This is a genomic window from Streptomyces sp. NPDC098101, assembly GCF_044760185.1.
In the GTDB taxonomy this organism is placed as follows: Bacteria; Actinomycetota; Actinomycetes; order Streptomycetales; family Streptomycetaceae; genus Streptomyces.
In genome coordinates this window covers 35,693-54,437 of sequence record NZ_JBIWAS010000001.1, presented here as the reverse complement: position 1 = coordinate 54,437, position 18,745 = coordinate 35,693, and the positions used below count along the sequence as shown (strand labels likewise).

Genomic DNA, 18,745 nt, shown 5'->3' with positions numbered 1-18,745 from the left:
ACTGGATGGAACAACCGTATGAAACAGCCCCCGATCCGGCAGCCCCTGATCGTCGGACTGGGCCGTTCCGGTGCCGGGTTGCACCTGCGGGCCCTGCGGACCGCGCTCGACCGGTCGCCGGACGCGTGGCGGGGACCGGTGGTCGCCGTCGACCCCCGGCCCGGGGAGCGGGCCCCGGTGCCCGACGGGGTCACCGTGACGCCGTCCCTGGCGGAGGCGCGGGCGCTGCTGCCCCCCGAGCGCGCCGTCGTCCACGTCTGCACCCCGCCCGCCGCCCGGCTCGCCGTCCTCACCGAGCTGTGCGAGGCGGGCTACCGCGACCTGATCGTGGAGAAGCCGCTCGTCGCGGGCGCCGGGGAGCTGGCCGCCGTGGCGGAGCTGCGCGCCCGCCACGGGCTGCGGCTCGCGGTGGTGGCGCACTGGCCCGCCTCCGCCCTCGCCGGACGGCTGCGCGAGCTGATCGCCCCGGACGGATCGGCGGACCCGGGCGGCCCGAACGGCCTGGGCCGTCTGCTCCGCGTCGACGTCACCCAGCACAAGCCGCGCTTCGCCCGCTCGCTGCGCACCGACGACGGCCACCCCACCGCGTTCGACGTCGAGCTCCCCCACTCCCTCGGCCTGGTCCTCTCCCTGGCCGGACCGGCCGAGGCGACCCGGGCCCGGCTGACCGACCTGCGGATCGGGGAGACGGTGCGCCCCGGGCTCGGCTCCGCGCTGCTCGAACTGCGGCACACGAACGGGGTGCGCAGCCGCCTCTTCTCCGACCTGACCGCGCCCGTACGGGAGCGCAGGGCCCTCTTCGCCTTCGAACGCGGCACCGCCGTCGCCCACTTCGCCCCGAGCGACGCCGACGACCACGTCCAGCTCGTCGTGGACGGGGAGCGCGAGGTGTTCCGCGACGACGCCCTGACCGCGTTCCTGGGGCGCGCCTACGCCCGGTTCTCCGACGTCCCGGCCGAGGACCCGTCCTGGGCCGAGGACTTCGCCCTGCACGCCGACGTGGTCCGGCTCCTCGACGCGGCCAAGCGGCGCTGCGCGGAAACGGTCCCGGGTGCCCGGCGCGAGGAGGCTCCCCGTGTCGCGGCCCCGTGACCTGACCGGCCGGATCACCGGCATCGGCGACGAGGCCGCCCCCGGTCTGGCCGGGCAGATCGCCGTCGCCCGCGAACTGGGCTGGAATGCGCTTGAGTTGCGCTCCCTGGACGGGACGGCCCTCGCCGACCTGCCCGAGCCGGTCGTACGGGAGGCCGCCGGGCGGCTGCACGCGGCGGGCCTCGGCGTGGTCTGCCTCGACTCCCGGATCGGCAACTGGGCCCGCCCGGTCACCGGCCCCTTCTCCGCCGACCTGGAGGAGCTGGAGCGGCTCGCCGCGTACGGCAGGATCCTGGGCTGCCGCAGCCTGCGGGTCATGTCGTGGACCGACGGAGGGCTGCCCGAGGAGGCGTGGGCAAAGGAGGCGATCGGCCGGATGCGCCGGCTCGCCCGCCGGGCGGAGGCGCTCGGCGTCGAGCTGCTCCACGAGAACTGCGCGGGCTGGGCGGGCTCCGACGCCTCCCGGACGCTCCGGCTCCTCGCCGAGGTGGACAGCCCGGCGCTCCGCGTCCTGTTCGACACCGGCAACGGCGTCCCGTACGGGTACGACGCCCACGCCCTCCTCCGGGAGCTGCTGCCGTACGTCGCCCACGTCCACGTCAAGGACGCGCTGCCCGGCGACCGGCCCGGCGAGGCCGTCTACACCCTGCCCGGGGAGGGCGCCGCCCGGGTCGCCGACTGCGTGGGCCTGTTGGAGGAGTACGGCTACCGGGGGGCGTACGCGCTCGAACCCCATCTGACGGTGGTGCCGCACGCGGGGGTGCGGAGCGAGGACGCGGCCGGCCCCTTCGTGCGGGCGGCCCGCCGCCTGACGGCCCTGCCCGTCCCCGTCCCCTCCGCCGCCCCCTCCGTCGGCCCGGAGGCCCCGCCGCGCCCCGCCGTCGACACGGGCCTGCTGCTGCACCTGCTGCACACGCCCACGGCGGGTCCGCTGGAGACCGGTCCCGGCGCGTCCCACCTGACGGCGGCCGCCCTGCGCTCGTACGCGACGGCGGCGGAGCGGCTCGGGTTCAGGACCGTGCGCCTCGGCGCCCCGGACCCCTCGGCGGTGCTGCGCGACGACACCCCGGCGCCGGTGCGGCGCGCGGTCGCCGCCGACCCGGCGTTCCTGGCGGGGCAGCCGAGCCTGGTGCTGCGGCTCGGGCCCGCACTGCCCCGGGAGCGCACGGTGATGTTCAACGTGCACCTGGACACCGTCGCCGGGGGCGAGCCGCCCGCGTTCGACGGGGTCCGGTTCACCGGCCGGGGCGCGGTGGACGCCAAGGGTCCCGCCGTGGCGCTGCTCGCCGGCGTCGCGGCCGCCGCCCGGGCCTGTCCGGCGGTCGGCCGGGACGTCGCGGTCCTTGTGCAGGCGGTGGCGGGCGAGGAGGGCGGGGCGCTCGGCACCTTCGGCACCCGCCCGCTCGTGGAGACGGGGCACACGGGCCGGCTCAACGTGTTCTGCGAGCCGACGGGGCTGCGCCACCTGCCCCGGGCGACGGCCGCCGCGACCGCCCGGATCGCGGTCGACGGCGAGGACTCCGTGGACGACCGGCCGGAGGCCGGGCACAACGCCACCGTCCTCCTCGGCTTCCTCGCCCAGCACCTGGCGGCCGCCCTCGGCCGGGAGGCGTCCGGCGGGCCGCCGTTCACCGTCTGCGTGGCCGGGCTGCACACCGGCACGCTGCACAACAAGGTGCACGGCTCCGGCGGTCTGCTGCTCAACCTGGCGTACGCCACGGCCGAAGCCGGTGCCGCCGCCGAGCGCGCCCTCGTCCGGGCCCTCGACGAGGGCCTGCGGGAGTTCACCGCCCGGTTCTCCGGCACGCCGCCGTTCACGCGGACCGCCAAAGACGCCGCCCGGATCACCCGCCTGGAGTGGGAGAAGCGCGGCCTGCCCGCGCTCGGGCCCCAGCCGGAGTGGGGCGACGAGCTCCTCGCGGAGGCGGGCGTCGACCGGTGGCCTGACGACGAACCGGCCTTCACCTGCGACGCGATCTGGGCGGAGGGCCTGCCGGACACCTTCACCACGGTCTTCGGCCCCGGCTCCCTCGACGCCAACCGGGCGCACGCGGCGGGCGAGTTCGTGGACCTGGCCGACCTGGAGGCGTTCGCGGAGCGCACCGCCGCGCTGCTCACCGCCTTCGCCGACGACGTACGACGGCACGACGGGACCCGTCCCGCCGTGCCGGTACCCCTACAGACCGGCCCCACCGGCCTCACCGGCCCCACCGAGAAAGCAGGAACCGCATGACGTCCACGCTGCCCGACGGCGCCGCACCCCGCGGCGACGTGCGGAGGGAGGTGACGGTCTCGTACGAGACGCTGCTCGGCGAGACCGCCGCCTGCTTCGTCCGGCTCGGGGTCCCCGAGGCCCGGGCCCGGCTCGCCGCCGAGGCGCTCTGCTACGGCGACCTGACCGGCATGGACTCGCACGGCGTGTTCAACCTGGGCCGGCTCTACCGGCCGCTCCTGGAGTCCGGCGGCGCCGATCCGGCCGCCGATCCGGAGGTCCTGCGCGACCTGGGGGCCTGTGTGCTCCTGGACCACCGGCGGGCGCTCGGGTTGTGGGCCGCGTCGGAGGCGATGGACCTCGCGGCGGAGCGGGCGGCCCGGCACGGCATCGGGCTCGTGTCGGTGCGGGGCGCGACCCACTTCGGCTGCGCGGGCGTCCACGCGCGGCGGGCCGCCGACCGGGGCATGGTCGGCGTGGTGGCCTCCAACTGCGGCGGCCAGCGCATCGCCCGTCCGCCGCTCGGCGCGGCGGCCCTGCTCGGGACCAATCCGCTGAGCGTGGCGGCCCCGGCGGTCGCGGGGCGGCCGTTCGTCCTCGACATGAGCACCACCGTCGTCCCCACCGGCCGGGTCCGCACCGCCGCCCGGGACGGCCGCGAGGCGCCCGAGGGGTGGCTCACCGACGACGCCGGGCGCCCGGTGCGGGACGCGGCCGCCTACGACCGGGGCGAGGCCTGGCTCGGCTGGCTGGGCGGCACCCCGGCGACCGGCGCCTTCAAGGGGTTCGGCCTCGGCCTCGCCGTCGAACTGCTCGCCGCCGTGCTGCCCGGGGCCGCCACCGGGCCCGCCCCTGCCGCCCTCGAAGGGGACGGCAGGCCGGGCGGCAGCGACGACGACATCGGCTTCCTCGTCCTGGCGATCGCCCCCGACGCGCTGCGCGACGGCTTCGCCGGGGACGCCCGGGAGATGTTCGGGACGGTACTGGACTGTCCTCCGCTGCCGGGGCGGGACCCGGTCCGCTACCCGGGCCACGGGGAGGCCGAACGCGCCGAGGAGCGGCGCGCGTCGGGCGTCCCGCTGCCCGCCCCGCTCCACGCCGAGCTGACCGCCCTCGGCCTGCGCCTGCCGGCCGCCCCGGCGGTCCCGGTCGCCCCGGTCGCCCCGGTCGCCCCGAGGGAGGGCCGATGACGTCGGCCGCCGGAAGGCGCACCGGAGACGGCCCGCCCCTGCGCCTGGGGGTCGCCGGGCTCGGGGTGATCTCCCGCTTCTACCTGGCGGCGGCCGAACGGCTGCCCGAGTGGGAGGTGGCCGCGGTCTGCGACCTGCGCGAAGAGGCCCTCGCCCCGTACCGCGACCGGTTCGCCTGCCACACCGGGCACCGGGAGCTGCTCGCCTCCGGGCGGCTGGACGCCCTGGTCGTGGCCGTGCCCAACCACGCGCACGCCGAGGTGTGCGCGGACGCGCTGCGGGCCGGCGTCCCGGTGTGCGTGGAGAAGCCGCTTGCCCTGGACCCGGCGGACGGGCGGCGGCTCGCCGCACTGTCCCGGGAGCACGGCGTCCCGTTGTTCACGGCGTTCCACCGCCGCTACAACGACCGCGTCCTGGACCTCCTGGAGCGGCTGCCCCCGCCGGGCGCGCCGGTGCGGGTGGAGTCCGTACGGGTGCGGTACCTGGAGCGGATCGAGGAGCACATCGGCGCGGACACCTGGTACCTGGACCCGGCCCGCTGCGGCGGCGGCTGCGTCGCGGACAACGGGCCCAACGCCTTCGATCTCGTACGGCTGTTGCTGGGCGAGCGGCCTCCGGAGGTCGTCGCCGTCGAGGTGACCCGGGACGCGGCCGGGACCGACCGGCAGGCGGTGATCGAGCTGGCCGGTCCGGACGGGCGGGGCCGGGGGCGGGTGGAGCTGGACTGGTCGTATCCCGGGGAGGTGAAGGACGTGCTCGTACGCCTCAGCGACGGCACCGAGCTGGGCGCGGACATGCTGGACGGCCACCCCGGCTTCAAGGAGTCGCTGTGGCACGAGTACGAGGGCGTGCTGCGCGACGTGGCCCGGCTGCGCGACCTGCCCGATCCCTCGCGGGCCGTCGAGGGCGGTCTGGCCGCGCTCGAACTGGTCGCCGCCGTCTACGCGGCGGAGGCCGCGGCCGGTCCGCCCCGGCCGCGCACCCCCCGTGCGTCGCACGCCGCCCGTCGATCGGAGTCCCGGTGACCTCCTCCCCCGCCCTTCCCTCGGCCCCGCCCTCGCTGGACTCGGGTCGGCACGAGAACGGCGCCAAGCGCGCGGTGCGCGGGACCCTGGTGAAGGTGCTGCTGCACGAACGCACGGACCGGGGGATGGAGTTGGAGCCGTTCGCCGCCCGGTGCGTGCGCCGGGGCGAGGTGCACGAGCTGCTCACGACCGACCGGTGGACCGACGTGCCGGGCGCCCGGGTGGACCGGGTCGGCTTCCTCGGCTTCGTGGAGCTGGAGGTCGGCGGGGTCGTCGACCGGGGGGACACGGTCCTGATCGGCGGGGAGCCGGTGGGCACCGTGCTCGGTTTCGACGGCTGCCACCTGCCCAACCACTACAACATCGTGATCCACGCGCCCCGGCTGCTGACCGGCCGGTCCCTGGCCCTGGCGCCGGAGACCCCGGTGGTCTTCGCGCCCGCCGGCTGACGGGACGTCACGGCACACCACGGCGGCCGGCCGGCGCCCCGGGAGGGGACGCCGGCCGGCCGCTGTCGGGTCGGGTGCCGGTCTCAGCCGAGCAGCTCGACGTCGAGCTCACCGAGGTGGAACTTGCGTACGGCGGCGAGGAGCTCCTGCTCGGAGAGGGTGCCGTCGCCGTCGGCGTCGATCTGCTGGAAGGCCGCGCGGGCCTCCGCCTGGCCGAGGCCGAGGGCGTTGAGCCAGGTGGCGAACTCCTCGCCGTCGATGACGCCGTCGCCGTTGCGGTCGGCCAGGCCGACGATGCCCTTGGCGACCGGGGCGAAGACCGGGTCGAAGGTGGCGGCGCCGCCCTGGACGATCTCACCGGCGGCCCGGAGGAACTGCTCGCGGTCGATCGAGCCCTGCGGCGCGACGCCCGCGCGGCGGGCGAGGTCGCCGAAGAGGGCGACGAAGCCGTCGCGCAGCGCGGAGGCCTTCGGCGACTCGGGGGACTCGCCGAACGCGCGGGCGATGTTGGCGGCCTCGGTGGTGAAGTCCGAGGGCTCCAGCAGGCCGTTGCCGTCGGCGTCCCACTTGTCGAAGCGCTTCGCCAGACGCTCCTGGGCGACGTTGTCGATTGCCACGGTCATGGGTTGTTCTCCTTGTTTCTTTCCTCGTGTGACGTCCGGACGGCGTCCGGGCGCCTTGCTCGCGGCCGGGACGCGGGGGCGCGTCCCGGGCCGGAGGTCTGTGGGGGGCGGCGCGGGCGTCAGAGCCGCACCACGCGCCGGCCCTCCGCCGTTCCCCGGGTGTCGAGGACCGGGCAGGCGGCCCCGTCCCAGTCGGCCGACCGGTAGGCGGAGTGGTCCTGGAGCAGGACGACCAGGTCGCTGTCGGCGAGGGCCCGTTCCGGCGTCGACCGCCGGGGCACGGGGTCGCCGTCCACCTCGAACCGCTCGACGTGCGGGTCGTGGTAGGCGAGCCGGACCCCGAGAGAGCGCAGGGCGCGGGCCACGGGGTAGGCGGGTGACTCCCTGGTGTCGGCGACGTCGGCCTTGTAGGCGACGCCGAGCAGCGTCACCCGGGCGTCCGCCGGGTCCGTGCCCGCGGCGACGAGCAGGTCGCGGGCGCGCCCGGCGACGTGGTCCGGCATCGCGTCGAGGACGGCGCGGGCGGCACCCAGGGTGTGGAAGGTGAAGCCCTGTTCGGCGGCGCGGGTCATCAGGTAGCGGGGGTCGACCGGGATGCAGTGGCCGCCGACGCCGGGTCCGGGGCGGAAGGCGGAGAACCCGAAGGGCTTGGTGTCCGCGCAGCGCAGCACGTCCCAGATGTCGATGCCGACCCGGTCGCAGTAGACGGCGGCCTCGTTGACCAGGGCGATGTTCACGTACCGGTAGGCGTTCTCCAGGATCTTGGCCATCTCCGCCTCCCGGGTCCCGGCGGCGACGACGACCTCGTCGACGAGCCGTTCGTAGAAGGCGGCGGCGTGCTTGGCGCAGAGTTCGGTGGAGCCGCTGACGACCTTCGGCGTGGTGCGCAGGGTGTAGCGGCGGTTGCCGGGGTCGATGCGCTCGGGCGAGTACGCCAGGTGGAAGTCCTCGCCCGCGCGCAGGCCGTGGGCTTCGAGGAGGGGCCGGACGATCTCCTCCGTGGTGCCCGGGTGGCTGGTGGACTCGACGCAGACCAGCGTGCCCGGTTCGAGGTGGCGGGCGACGGTGCGGACGGCCGCGAGCAGCGGTTCCAGGTCCGGTTCGCCGTCCGGGGTGAGGCCGGTCGGGACGCAGACGACGACGGTGTGGGCGCCGGCGAGGACGCCGGGGTCGGTGCTGGCGCGGAAGCCCGCGGCGCGCATCGCCGCGACGTCCTCGTCGTGGACGTCCCCGACGTGGGAGCGTCCCCCCTCCAGGCCCTCGACGACGTCGGCGTCGATGTCGTGGCCGACGGTCGTCAGGCCCGCCTCGCAGGCCCGGCGGGCCAGCGGGAGACCGACGTAGCCGAGACCGACCACGGCGACTTCTGTGAACATGTTTCCCCCCATGTGTCCGGTGTGGTTCCCCTCGCGGTCGGGTCCGTCAGGCGCTGAAGCTGCCGCTGCCGGGCGCCACGTGGGAGCCGTGCCCGGGGGCGACCGTGAGGGAGGGCCCGAGGCAGAACGGGTCGGCGTAGATGCGGACCGGTCCGTCGGTGGTGTTGTTCAGCACGTGCGCCGCGGCCGGCAGCTTGTGGCAGCCCCTCGGGTTCTCGTAGACCGCCAGGGGGTGCGCCTCCGTCTGGAAGACGGTGACGGTCCCCTCGGCGGCGGTCGCCGGGGTCTGGAGGAGGCCCAGGGCGGCGCCGGAGGCGAGGAGGAGGGTGACAAGGGAACGTCGCAAGAGAGCTTCTCCATGAACGGGGGGCGGGCCTGCCGGGCCTCTGCCGCGAAGGAAGTTGAATCAGGGATTCCGCTTGTGGCAACAGGATTGCACGCGTTTCGGCGTTTCCGAGCTATTAATTCGGGATTTCCCCTGTATGAGTGAAATCCTCTGCCCCGGTGTCCGGGACGGCCCTCAAGGAGGCCACGGCCCTGGCCGTGACGGTGCGGCGGCAGACCTTTCCGGTGGGCCGCAGCGGCATCCGGTCGAGGACGAGCAGGTACTCGGGGAACTTGCGCCGTTCGAGGCCTCGGGCGGCGAGATGCGCGGTCACCGCGCCCAGGACGGGCGCGGGCGCCCCCGGCACCGGCCGTACGCACGCGCACAGCCGCTCCCCGAACTCCTCGTCCGGCACCGGTACGCAGACCGCCTCCGCGATCCCGGGGTGGGTGCCCAGCTCGCGTTCCACCTCGGCCGGGCTGATGGTGTAACCGCCCCGGATCACCACGTTCTTGAGCCGGCCGAGGACCCGCAGCCGCCCCTGCGCGTCGAGCGCCCCCAGGTCGCCGGTGCGGACCCAGCCGTCGGCGGTGCGGTAGCGGGCGTCGAGTTCGGGGGCGGCCACGTAGCACAGCGGGGTCATGGGCCCCCTGGCCTGGATCTCCCCCGGCTCCCCGGTGGCCGCCGGGGAGCCGTCCGGCCGGACGATCCGGAGGGCGGCCACGGCGGGGTCGGGGGTTCCCGCGGTGTCCCCGGCGGGGGCGCCGGGGGCGGCGGTGTGGCAGTTGACGCCGTCGGAGGAGCCGTACACGGTGACGACCGGCGTGCCGAACCGTTCGCGGCAGGCGGCCGCGGTGGAGGCGGGGAGCGCGGCGCCGCTGGAGACCACGGCCCGCAGCGAGGAGGTGTCCTCCCCCGCGAGGCGCGGCAGGTCCGCCATCCGCCGCAGCATGGTCGGCACCCCGAACAGATGGGTGGGCCGGTGCTCGACGACCGCCCGGAGCGCGTCGGCGGCGTCGAACCGCCCGCGCACGATCAGGGTCCCCCCGAGCGCGGCGAGCGCGACCGGGACGCCCAGCGACCCGTAGGAGGAGGCGAGGGGAACGAGCACGAGGAGGCGGGGCGGGGCGGCCGGGGGGCGGGGTTCGGCCGAGGGGCCGGGTTCGGCCGAGGGGTGGGGTACGGCAGGGGGGTCGGATGCGGCCGGAGGGCCGGGCTCGGCCGGGGAGTCGAGGGCGACCGAGGGGTGGGGTACGGCCGGAGGGCGAGGCTCGGCCGGGGAGTCGGGGGCGGCCGGAGGGCCGGGTACGGCCGGGGAGTCGAGGGTGACCGAAGGGCGGGGTAAAGCCGGGGCGTCGGGTCCGGCCGAGGGGTGGGGTAAGGCCGGGGCGTCGGGTTCGGGTGGGAGGCCCGTGAGGGCTCGTACGTAGGTCGCGCGGCCGCCGGCCATGGCCTGGTGGCTGTAGGCGATCATCTTCGGTTCGGCCTCGGAGCCGGAGGAGACCAGGATCCGGGCCGGGGCGGTGGCCGCGGCGGGGGGTTCGGCCGGGCGGAACGGTCCGCCGGACGGGGAGCGGTCGAGGCGCCGCACCCCGGGAGGGGCATCGGGACCGGTCGTGAACACGGCACGTAACCAGGGGAGTTCGGACGCCGCTTCGAGGTCTTCGGGTTCGCTCAGGACGGCTCCGCCCGCCCGGGAGCGGGCGAGGAGGGAGAGGGTGTCGCGGGTACCGCCGCCGAGCGGGTAGGGCAGGGCGACCGCGCCGAGGGCGTAGACGGCGAGTTCCGCCGCCGCCGCGAGGCGCCCGTTGGGGAGCCGGAGCGCGATCACGTCCCGGGGGCCGAGCCCCGCCTCCGCGAACAGGGCCGCGACGCGCAGCACTTCCGCGTACAGCTCGCCGTAGGAGACGGTCCCCCGGTCGTCCACCACCGCGTCCCGGCCGGGGGCGGCGAGCGCGTGTCCCCGGAAGAGGGTGAAGAGGTCGGCGCCGGGGCAGAGCCCCCGGGCCTCCCACGCCTCGCGGTCGGGGCGGGGGACCCTGTCGGGTAACTCCAGGCCGTTGCGGGAGCGCCAGGCGGCCCGGTGCGCGGTGGGGGCGGTGGTCACCGGGCCTCCTCCGTGAACTCCCAGGGCGCGGCGGGGCGCGCGTACGGGAGGCGGTCGTCCGGCGGCAGGACGGCCCGGGCGAAGGCCGGGTCCGCGGCGAGGGCCGCCAGGTCGGTGCGGACGGCGACGGACGGCAGTCCCGCCTCCCGCAGCTCGGCCAGCCACGCGTCCGTCGTACGGGTCCGCAGCCGCTCCCCCACCGGGGCGGTGCCGGTGGCGCCGACGGTACGGGCCACCTCGCGGGGCAGGGCCCGCGCCTCGGCCCCCAGGTACAGCAGTCCGTCGGCGGTGGGCAGCGGGCGGTCCAGCGCGGAGAGGGCGACGCGCCGGGGCGGGCGCGGGACCAGGGCGGCGGCGGAGAGCAGCGAGGACGCGGCGCGGCAGCCCCGGCCGGTCTCCTGGCGCGCGAGGAGGCCGGCGAGCGCGGCCTGGGCGAGGACCAGTCCGCCGAGGACGTCGGTGACGGTCATGAGGGAGGGGGCGGGGAGCTCTCCGGCGGGGCGCAGCGCGGCGGCGAGGCCGCCGTGGACCTGGGCCAGGTAGTCGGTGCCGATCGGGGGGACGGGGCCGAGGGCGGTGCCGAAGCCGGAGGCGGAGGCGTACACCAGGCGGGGGTTGACGGCGTGCAGGTCGTCGGCGTCGAGGCGGAGGGCCTCGGCCTTGCCGGGTGCCCAGTTGTGCAGGAAGACGTCGGCGCGGGAGACCAGTTCGCGCACGGCGTCCCGGCCCTGGCGGGTGGTGAGGTCGGCCTCGTGGACGGACTTGCCGTGGTTGAGCGCGGAGAACCGGACCGAGCAGCCCCCGGCGACGGGGGGCAGGCCGCGCAGGGGGTCGCCGCCGGGGGGTTCGACACGGACGACCTCGGCGCCGAGCAGCCGCAGGACGTGTCCGGCCACGGGTCCCTGGACGCGGCGGGCCGATTCGACCACCCGCAGACCGGCGAGCGGCAGGGCGTCCGCGTCGGTGACCGCCGGGAGGGGCGAGAGGGGCGGGCACGGGTCGGCGGGAGGGGCCGGTGCGAGGGTCCAGGGGGCGAGGCCGGGCGGGGCCGTCGTGTCCTCCCCGATCGCGGCGACCGACACGCCGTGCGCGGCGCCCGCTGCCCGTACGGCTTCCAGGGGGTGCGTCCGTACGGCGGCGCGGAGTTCCGGGGGCAGGGGGCAGACGGCCGTGCCGAAGCGGGTCTGGAAGGGCTGCCAGCCGCGTCCCGCCGTCCGGGGCGGAACGCCGAGCCGCTGCCAGAACCCGGCCCAGGCGGTGGGGTCGAGGGTCTCGATCTCGACGCGCACGGCGTCGGCGGTGGTGAGGGTGGCGAGGCCCGTGCCGTCAGGGCCCCCGGCCTCCGCGGTCTCGTGCGCGGTGGCGGCGGCGAGGTACTGGGTGACCGTCAGGAGCGCCCCCTGGGCGAGGGAGGTGCGGGTCCGCAGCGGCGGGCCTCCCCGGCGGCGGGCGAGGAGGGCCGCCGTGGCGCCCTGGGCGGCGAGGACGCCGGTCACCGTGGAGACGTAGTCCGCGGCGAGCGGCGCGGGGGCGCCGGTGGCCCGGCCGTGCACGTGCATGACGCCGCACGCGGCCTGCACCGCGCGCTCGTCGCCCGCGTCGATCCCGACGGGTCCGGCGCCGCCGACGTCCCGGCGGGGGTGTTCGGCCGGGGCGCCGAGGGTGCGGTCGAGGAGTTCCCCGGCCACCGTCCGGGCGGTGCGGGTGGCGGCGGGCGCCGTGCGGGGCGCGGCCTCCTGGTACAGGCTCATGGGCGCCGACCGCCCTGCCCGTCTCGCTGCATCCTGCCCTCTCCCGGAGTCGGAACGATCTTTCCGCCGGAAGAACAGCGGGAGGGCGACCGGGGGCACGGCGGCGGCGGCGCTTCATCCCCAAGGGGGAGGGTTCGCAGGGTTGTTTGACCGGTTCTGCCGGACGGTCCTCCCTAGTCGCGGCGGCCGGTGGGCGGGCGGCGGCTGCCCGCGCGGTACGGGGCGGGCCAGGGGGCCGCCGGGCCCTCGTAGCCCTGTTCGGCCGCCGCGTGGAGGGTCCAGTGGGGGTCGTAGAGGTGGGGGCGGGCGAGGGCGCAGAGGTCGGCGCGGCCTGCCAGGAGGAGGGAGTTGACGTCGTCCCAGGAGGAGATCGCGCCGACCGCGATCACGGGGATCCCGGTCTCGTTGCGGATGCGGTCGGCGTACGGGGTCTGGTACGAGCGGCCGTACGCGGGGGTCTCGTGGGGGACGACCTGGCCGGTGGAGACGTCGATGGCGTCGGCGCCGCGGGCGGCGAGGGCGCGGGCGGTCGCGACGGCGTCCTCGACCGTCGTGCCGCCCCCGGCCCAGTCGGTGGCCGAGATCCGGACGGTCAGGGGCCGGTCGTCGGGCCAGGCCTCCCGTACCGCGTCGAGGACTTCGAGGGGGAAGCGGAGGCGTCCTTCGAGGTCGCCGCCGTAGGCGTCGGTGCGGTGGTTGGTGAGTGGGGAGAGGAAGCCGGAGAGCAGGTAGCCGTGGGCGGCGTGGAGTTCGAGGAGGTCGAAGCCGCCGCGGGCGGCGCGCCGGGCGGCGGCCGTGAACTCCTCGCGGACGGCGGTGAGTCCGGCGCGGTCGAGGGTGTCCGGGGTCTGGTTGACGCCGGGCCGGTACGGGAGGGGGGAGGCGGCGACGAGCGGCCAGTTGCCCTCGGGGAGCGGCCGGTCGATCCCCTCCCACATGCGGCGGGTGGAGCCCTTGCGGCCGGAGTGGCCGAGCTGGACGCCGAGCGCGGTGCCGGGCGCGCTCGTGTGGACGAAGTCGGTGATCCGGCTCCAGGCGGCGGCCTGTTCGTCGGTCCACAGGCCGGTGCAGCCGGGGGTGATGCGGCCCCGGGGGCTCACGCAGACCATCTCGGTCATGACGAGTCCGGCGCCGCCGAGGGCCCTGGACCCGAGGTGGACGAGGTGGAAGTCGCCGGGGACGCCGTCCTCGGCGGCGTACAGGTCCATGGGGGAGACCACGATCCGGTTGCGCAGGGTCAGTCCGCGCAGCCGGAAGGGGGTGAACATGGGCGGGGTGCCGGGCGGGCAGCCGAAGTCGTCCTCGACGGCGGCGGTGAAGGCGGGGTCGCGCAGGCGCAGGTTGGCGTGGGTGACGCGGCGGCTGCGGGTGAGGAGGTCGAAGGCGAAGCGGCGGGGCGGCCGGTCGGCGTGGCCCGCGAGCTCCTCGAACCAGTGCAGGCTGGCGGCGGCCGCGCGCTGGGTGGATTCGACGACGGGGCGGCGCCCGGTCTCGTAGGCGGCCAGGGCCTCTTCCGTGGTGCCGTGCGCGTCGAGGCTGTCGGCGAGGGCGAGGGCGTCCTCGACGGCCAGTTTGGTGCCGGAGCCGATGGAGAAGTGCGCGGTGTGGGCGGCGTCGCCGATGAGGACGGTGTTGCCGTACGACCAGCGGTCGTTGACGACCGTGCGGAAGGCGGTCCAGGCGGAGTTGTTGGCGCGCGGCTTCCGGCCGCCGAGCGCTCCGGCGAAGATCTCGGCGCAGCGGGCGGTGGATCCGGCCTCGTCGAGCGCGTGGAGGCCGGCGGCGCGCCAGACCTCCTCGCGCATCTCGACGATGACGGTGGAGGCGCCGGGCGCGTAGGGGTAGGCGTGGAGCTGTGCGATGCCGTGTCCGGTCTCGGCGGTCTCGAAGCGGAAGGCGTCGAGGGCGAAGTCGGCGGCGAGCCAGATGTAGCGGCAGCGGTGGGTGGTGATCCGGGGGCGGAAGTGCGCGGCGTACGTGTCGCGGGTGCGGCTGTGGACGCCGTCGGCGGCGACGACCAGGTCGTGTGCGGCGGCGAGTTCGGCGGCGGGCGGGGCCTCGGCGCGGAAGCGGAGGCGTACGCCGAGGTCGGCGCAGCGGGCGTGCAGGAGTTCCAGGAGCCGGTGGCGGCCGAGGGCGGCGAAGGCGTGGCCGGTGGAGGTGGTGCGGTGGCCCCGGTGGACGACGTCGATGTCGTCCCAGCGGACGAGTTCGCGGTCGAGCGCCGCGTACACGGCGGGGTCGGCGTCCCGGATCCCGCCGAGGGTCTCGTCGGAGAGGACGACGCCGAAGCCGAAGGTGTCGGTGGGCGCGTTCCGCTCCCAGACGGTGACCTGGCGCCGGGGGTCGCGCCGTTTGAGCAGGGCGGCGGCGTAGAGCCCGCCGGGGCCGCCGCCGACGACGGCGATGCGGGAGGGGGACGGGGGTGCGGCCCGGGGCCCCGGCGGGGTTACCGGCTCCGCCATTTCGGGGGGCGCTTCTCCGTGAAGGCCGCGTGGAACTCGGCGTAGTCCTCGCCGTGCATCAGGAGGGCCTGGGTGGCCGCGTCGAGTTCGACGGAGGCGGCGAGGGGCATGTCGAGTTCGGCGGTGAGCAGGGCCTTGGTCTGGGCGAGGGCGAGCGCGGGGCCGTCCGCGAGGCGGCGGGCGAGGGCGGCGGCGCGGGCGTCGGCGGCGCCCTCCTCGGTGAGTTCGCTCAGGAGGCCGATGCGCTCGGCCTCGGCGGCGCGGACGGGCTCGCCCAGCATGAGGAGCCGGGTGGCGTGGCCGAGGCCGACGACCCGGGGCAGCAGGTAGGCCGCGCCCATGTCGCCGCCGGAGAGGCCGACCCGGGTGAAGAGGAAGGCGAAGCGGGTGGTGGGGTCGGCGATCCGGAAGTCGGCGGCGAGCGCGAGGACCGCTCCGGCGCCCGCGGCGACGCCGTGGAGGGCCGCGACGACGGGGAAGGGGCATTCGCGCAGGGCGCGGACGACCTGGCCGGTCATCCGGTTGAAGTCGAGGAGCCGGGCGGTGTCGAGGGAGAGGGTGGCGCCGATGATCTCGTCCACGTCGCCGCCGGAGCAGAAGCCGCGGCCCTCGCCGCCGAGGACGAGGGCGCGGACGGCCCGCTCGCGGGAGAGCTCGGCGAGGAGGTCGCGCAGGTCGGCGTAGGCGCCGAAGGTGAGGGCGTTGAGTTTCGCGGGCCGGGCGAGGGTGACGGTGGCGACGCCCTCGTCGATGTCCAGGCGCAGGTGGCGCCAGCGGGCGGTGCGGGACGCGGAGCCGGTAAAGGGGCTCATCGGGAACGGCCTCCTTCCTCCGTCCCGGAGCGTATCACCGTTCTGTGACCATCGTCACGAGCACGCGACAAAAGGGGTTCGGGAGCCCACAGGGCCCCGCGAAGTGGGTACGGAAGTCCTCACCGGAAGGGGAGGGGGTGCCCTGGGGAAGGGGCCGCCCCCTTCCGTAGGGTCGGAGGCAGGACGTCTCGGAACCCCCTCCCCCCGTCCGCCCCCACGGCGAAGGGAACCTGCCTCCCATGCCCGACACCCTCGACTCCACCGACCGCGCCGGCGCCGCCGGGCCCGGCGGCGCCGGATCGCCGGCTTCCCGGCGCGTCCGGCTGCCCCACACCACCGCCGCCGTCCCGATCGCCCGCTCCCTCGTCCGCGACGCCCTCGCCCGCGTCGCGCCCGGCGGGGCCGACACGGCGGAGCTGCTCACCGCCGAGCTCGTCGCCAACGCCGTCCGGCACACCGCGGGGCGGGGGCCCATCGAGCTGGTCGTCGAGCCGCGCACGGCGTCCGGCGACTGCCGGATCGAGGTCCACGACCCGGCGCCCGGCCGGATCGTCCACCCCGACCCGGACGCCGAGATCGACCCATGGCAGGAGCACGGCCGCGGCCTCTTCCTGGTCCGGGCGCTCAGCAGCGACTGCGGTCACCGCCCGACCGCACGCGGCAAGGCGGCCTGGTTCACGCTTCCGGCGACGTGACGAGCCGCGAGTTGCGGCGCCCGTAGAGCGCGTACAGCAGCCCGCCCGCGACCAGGAAGACGGCGAACTGCAGCCAGGTCGTCCAGCCCGTGCCCCAGATCAGGTACAGGCAGAAGCCGATGCCGAGCAGCGGGCTCAGCGGGAAGAGCGGCACCCGGAAGGAGCGCGGCAGCTCGGGGGCGCGGCGGCGCAGCACCATCACCGCGAGGTTGACGACCGCCATGACGGCGAGGGTGCCTATGGTGGTCAGGTCGACGACCACGTCGAGCGGGGCGAAGGCGGCCGGTACGGCGAAGACGGCGGCCACGATCCAGGTGTTGGCGACGGGGGTCGAGGTCTTCGGGGAGACCCGCTCGAAGACCCGGGGGACGAGCCCGTCGCGGGACATCGACATCAGGATGCGGGTCTGGCCGTACATCACCGCGAGGACGACGGAGGCGATGGCGACGACCGCGCCGAAGGCGACGATCCCGCCGCCGACGGACGAGCCGGTGACCTCGTCCACGACGACGGAGAGGGCGGCCGGGCTGTTCGCGACGGCGTCGGGGCCGATCGCCCCGATCGCGGAGAGCGCGACCGCGCAGTAGAGCAGGGTGACGAGCCCGATGCAGACGAGGATGGCGATCGGGATGTCGCGGCGCGGGTTCTTCACCTCCTCGCCGGCCGTGGTGATCGCGTCGAAGCCGATGTAGGAGAAGAAGGCCACGGAGGCGCCGGCGGTGATGCCGGCGGCGCCGCTGCCGGTGAACGGCGAGAGGCGCCCGTCCTGGAAGGCGGTGAAGCCGATGGCGCAGAAGACGACCAGGATGCCGATCTTGAGGACGGCCATGGCGGCGGTCGCCCGGGCGCTCTCCCTGACCCCGCGCACCAGGAGGGTGGCCGCGAGCAGGATCACGACCACGGCGGGCAGGTTCACCGCGCCGCCCTCGCCCGGTCCGGCGGAGAGCGCGGCGGGCAGCTGCCATCCGGTCAGGCTGTCCAGGAGCTCGTTGAGGTACTGGCTCCAGCCGACCGCGACGGCGGAGACGGACACGCCGTACTCCAGGAGCAGGCACCAGCCGACGAGGAAGGCGGCCCGCTCGCCGAGGCTGGCGTAGGCGAAGGAGTACGAGGAGCCCGAGACCGGGATCGCGCCGCCCAGCTCCGCGAAGGAGAAGGCGGTGAAGACGCAGGTGATCGCGGCGAGCACGAAGGAGACCACGACCGCGGGGCCGGCTTCCGCGACGCTGTCGGAGAGGCCGACGAAGATGCCGGTGCCCACGATCGCGCCGACGCCGAAGCAGATGAGCTGGAAGAGGCCCATGGTGCGCTGGAGGCCGTGGCCCTCGAGGTCGGCGCCGGATTCGGCGAGGAGCTGCTGCGGTGTCTTGATCCGCGCGGCGGACGGGGTCATGCGGGGGTTCTCGTTTCTGGTGCGTGCACGCGTCAGGGGGGTTCGGGCTTACCTGCCCGAACCCCCCTGAAACGTGCGTGAATCGTGCGATCGTAAACCACACCCCGCGCATTCACCCCATCGGACGCAACGCTATGCCCCGATTTCGGACCCGGCCCCCGTGTCCGCGCCCGTGCCCGCCATGGTGGCGACCAGGACCGCCTTGATGGTGTGCATCCGGTTCTCGGCCTGGTCGAAGACGAGCGAGTGGGCCGACTCGAAGACCTCGTCGGTGACCTCCAGCTCGGTCAGGCCGTGCCGGGCGTGGATGTCGCGGCCGACGGCGGTGCCCAGGTCGTGGAAGGCGGGCAGGCAGTGCAGGAAGCCGACGTCCGGGTTCCCGGTGGCGCGCAGCACGTCCATGGTCACGGAGTACGGGGCGAGGGCGGCGATCCGCTCGTCCCAGACCTCCTTGGGCTCGCCCATGGAGACCCAGACGTCGGTGGCCACGAAGTCGGCCCCCCGGACCCCCTCCGTCACGTCCTCGGTGAGGGTGACGGTGGCGCCGCTGGTCTCCGCGAGCTTGCGGGCCCGCTCGACGACGTCCGCGGCGGGCCAGTACGCCTCCGGGGCGACGATCCGGACGTCCATGCCGAGCAGGGCGCCGGTGACCAGGTAGGAGTTGCCCATGTTGAAGCGGGCGTCGCCCAGGTAGGCGAAGGCGACCCGGTCCAGCGGCTTGTCGGTGTGCTCGGTCACGGTGAGCACGTCGGCGAGCATCTGGGTGGGGTGCCAGTCGTCGGTGAGGCCGTTGAAGACGGGCACGCCCGCATAGGCGGCGAGCTCCTCGACCGCGGCCTGGCTGTCCCCCCGGTACTCGATCCCGTCGAACATCCGGCCGAGGACGCGGGCGGTGTCCTTGACGGACTCCTTGTGGCCCATCTGGGAGCCCGAGGGGTCCAGGTAGGTCGTGGAGGCGCCCTGGTCGGCGGCGGCGACCTCGAAGGCGCAGCGGGTGCGGGTCGAGGTCTTCTCGAAGATCAGGGCGATGTTGCGGCCGCGCAGCCGCCGCACCTCGGCGCCCGCCTTCTTGGCGGCCTTGAGCTCGGCGGCGAGCGCGACCAGACCGCGGAACTCCTCGGCGGTGAAGTCCAGCTCCTTGAGGAAGTGGCGGCCGATGAGGTCTGTGGCCATGGGTCGCGCTCCTGTGGGTACGGTCGGGGGACGACGATCGGGACCCTGGAAGTCTAT

At 75.8% G+C, this 18,745-nt stretch carries 15 protein-coding genes; 6 read left to right on the top strand and 9 right to left on the bottom strand.

Annotated elements, in window-relative coordinates; genetic code table 11:
* Nucleotides 1-18: 18 nt before the first annotated feature.
* The 5 genes from ACIQVI_RS00235 to ACIQVI_RS00215 are packed head-to-tail and all read left to right on the top strand — an operon-like array spanning nucleotide 19 to nucleotide 5,968.
* Nucleotides 19-1,092, top strand: a complete 1,074-nt coding sequence (locus ACIQVI_RS00235; RefSeq protein WP_351969746.1) for a Gfo/Idh/MocA family oxidoreductase — start codon at nucleotides 19-21, stop codon at nucleotides 1,090-1,092.
* Nucleotides 1,076-3,325 (top strand): M20/M25/M40 family metallo-hydrolase, encoded by a 2,250-nt coding sequence (locus ACIQVI_RS00230; RefSeq protein ID WP_403589491.1) that lies wholly within the window; start codon nucleotides 1,076-1,078, stop codon nucleotides 3,323-3,325. The genes ACIQVI_RS00235 and ACIQVI_RS00230 overlap by 17 nt, the downstream gene beginning before the upstream one ends.
* Nucleotides 3,322-4,494 (top strand): Ldh family oxidoreductase, encoded by a 1,173-nt coding sequence (locus ACIQVI_RS00225; RefSeq protein ID WP_403589489.1) that lies wholly within the window; start codon nucleotides 3,322-3,324, stop codon nucleotides 4,492-4,494. The genes ACIQVI_RS00230 and ACIQVI_RS00225 overlap by 4 nt, the downstream gene beginning before the upstream one ends.
* A complete protein-coding gene (locus tag ACIQVI_RS00220) occupies nucleotides 4,491-5,519 on the top strand; it encodes a Gfo/Idh/MocA family protein (RefSeq protein ID WP_403589487.1) in 1,029 nt (342 codons plus the stop codon). The genes ACIQVI_RS00225 and ACIQVI_RS00220 overlap by 4 nt, the downstream gene beginning before the upstream one ends.
* The gene (locus ACIQVI_RS00215; protein ID WP_403589486.1) at nucleotides 5,516-5,968 is read left to right on the top strand and encodes a DUF6917 domain-containing protein; all 453 of its coding nucleotides are present in this window, start codon (nucleotides 5,516-5,518) and stop codon (nucleotides 5,966-5,968) included. Before ACIQVI_RS00220 ends, ACIQVI_RS00215 begins: the two co-directional genes overlap by 4 nt.
* A gap of 83 nt (nucleotides 5,969-6,051) precedes the next feature.
* Here ACIQVI_RS00215 and ACIQVI_RS00210 read toward each other — a convergent pair whose 3' ends face one another.
* The 7 genes from ACIQVI_RS00210 to ACIQVI_RS00180 form a co-directional block, all read right to left on the bottom strand.
* On the bottom strand, nucleotides 6,052-6,591 hold the full coding sequence (locus ACIQVI_RS00210; protein ID WP_403589484.1) for an EF-hand domain-containing protein: 540 nt from the start codon (nucleotides 6,589-6,591) through the stop codon (nucleotides 6,052-6,054).
* 119 nt (nucleotides 6,592-6,710) lie between these two features.
* Nucleotides 6,711-7,967: a nucleotide sugar dehydrogenase gene (locus ACIQVI_RS00205; protein ID WP_403589482.1), complete on the bottom strand. Its 1,257-nt coding sequence runs from the start codon at nucleotides 7,965-7,967 to the stop codon at nucleotides 6,711-6,713.
* A gap of 46 nt (nucleotides 7,968-8,013) precedes the next feature.
* Nucleotides 8,014-8,313, bottom strand: a complete 300-nt coding sequence (locus ACIQVI_RS00200) for a hypothetical protein (RefSeq protein ID WP_403589480.1) — start codon at nucleotides 8,311-8,313, stop codon at nucleotides 8,014-8,016.
* 115 nt (nucleotides 8,314-8,428) lie between these two features.
* Entirely contained in the window at nucleotides 8,429-10,399 is a 1,971-nt protein-coding gene (locus ACIQVI_RS00195) for an AMP-binding protein (RefSeq protein ID WP_403589478.1), read from the bottom strand.
* Nucleotides 10,396-12,150 (bottom strand): CoA transferase, encoded by a 1,755-nt coding sequence (locus ACIQVI_RS00190; RefSeq protein ID WP_403589476.1) that lies wholly within the window; start codon nucleotides 12,148-12,150, stop codon nucleotides 10,396-10,398. The genes ACIQVI_RS00195 and ACIQVI_RS00190 overlap by 4 nt, the downstream gene beginning before the upstream one ends.
* A 173-nt stretch (nucleotides 12,151-12,323) precedes the next feature.
* On the bottom strand, nucleotides 12,324-14,615 hold the full coding sequence (locus tag ACIQVI_RS00185) for a bifunctional salicylyl-CoA 5-hydroxylase/oxidoreductase (protein WP_403589474.1): 2,292 nt from the start codon (nucleotides 14,613-14,615) through the stop codon (nucleotides 12,324-12,326).
* Entirely contained in the window at nucleotides 14,600-15,427 is an 828-nt protein-coding gene (locus tag ACIQVI_RS00180; RefSeq protein ID WP_351972833.1) for an enoyl-CoA hydratase family protein, read from the bottom strand. Before ACIQVI_RS00180 ends, ACIQVI_RS00185 begins: the two co-directional genes overlap by 16 nt.
* A 239-nt stretch (nucleotides 15,428-15,666) precedes the next feature.
* On the opposite strand from ACIQVI_RS00180, the gene ACIQVI_RS00175 reads away from it, so the two are divergent.
* Nucleotides 15,667-16,122, top strand: coding sequence for an ATP-binding protein (locus ACIQVI_RS00175; RefSeq protein ID WP_403589472.1), 456 nt, complete (start codon nucleotides 15,667-15,669; stop codon nucleotides 16,120-16,122).
* Here the strand turns inward: ACIQVI_RS00175 and ACIQVI_RS00170 are convergent.
* A complete protein-coding gene (locus tag ACIQVI_RS00170) occupies nucleotides 16,103-17,515 on the bottom strand; it encodes an amino acid permease (protein WP_403589470.1) in 1,413 nt (470 codons plus the stop codon). The two genes, ACIQVI_RS00175 and ACIQVI_RS00170, sit on opposite strands and share 20 nt — an antisense overlap.
* A 132-nt stretch (nucleotides 17,516-17,647) precedes the next feature.
* Nucleotides 17,648-18,688 carry an ornithine carbamoyltransferase gene (gene argF, locus ACIQVI_RS00165; protein WP_403589468.1) on the bottom strand — a complete coding sequence of 347 codons (1,041 nt, stop codon included), beginning with the start codon at nucleotides 18,686-18,688 and terminating at the stop codon, nucleotides 17,648-17,650.
* Nucleotides 18,689-18,745: the final 57 nt, after the last annotated feature.

What these genes read in the sequence shown, in the direction of transcription:
- ACIQVI_RS00175 (WP_403589472.1), top strand. Translation starts at nt 15,667, where the DNA reads ATGCCCGACACCCTCGACTCCACCGACCGCGCCGGCGCCGCCGGGCCC.
- ACIQVI_RS00170 (WP_403589470.1), bottom strand. Translation starts at nt 17,515, where the DNA reads ATGACCCCGTCCGCCGCGCGGATCAAGACACCGCAGCAGCTCCTCGCC.
- ACIQVI_RS00185 (WP_403589474.1), bottom strand. Translation starts at nt 14,615, where the DNA reads ATGGCGGAGCCGGTAACCCCGCCGGGGCCCCGGGCCGCACCCCCGTCC.
- ACIQVI_RS00235 (WP_351969746.1), top strand. Translation starts at nt 19, where the DNA reads ATGAAACAGCCCCCGATCCGGCAGCCCCTGATCGTCGGACTGGGCCGT.
- ACIQVI_RS00205 (WP_403589482.1), bottom strand. Translation starts at nt 7,967, where the DNA reads ATGTTCACAGAAGTCGCCGTGGTCGGTCTCGGCTACGTCGGTCTCCCG.
- ACIQVI_RS00210 (WP_403589484.1), bottom strand. Translation starts at nt 6,591, where the DNA reads ATGACCGTGGCAATCGACAACGTCGCCCAGGAGCGTCTGGCGAAGCGC.
- ACIQVI_RS00220 (WP_403589487.1), top strand. Translation starts at nt 4,491, where the DNA reads ATGACGTCGGCCGCCGGAAGGCGCACCGGAGACGGCCCGCCCCTGCGC.
- ACIQVI_RS00225 (WP_403589489.1), top strand. Translation starts at nt 3,322, where the DNA reads ATGACGTCCACGCTGCCCGACGGCGCCGCACCCCGCGGCGACGTGCGG.
- ACIQVI_RS00180 (WP_351972833.1), bottom strand. Translation starts at nt 15,427, where the DNA reads ATGAGCCCCTTTACCGGCTCCGCGTCCCGCACCGCCCGCTGGCGCCAC.
- argF (WP_403589468.1), bottom strand. Translation starts at nt 18,688, where the DNA reads ATGGCCACAGACCTCATCGGCCGCCACTTCCTCAAGGAGCTGGACTTC.
- ACIQVI_RS00190 (WP_403589476.1), bottom strand. Translation starts at nt 12,150, where the DNA reads ATGAGCCTGTACCAGGAGGCCGCGCCCCGCACGGCGCCCGCCGCCACC.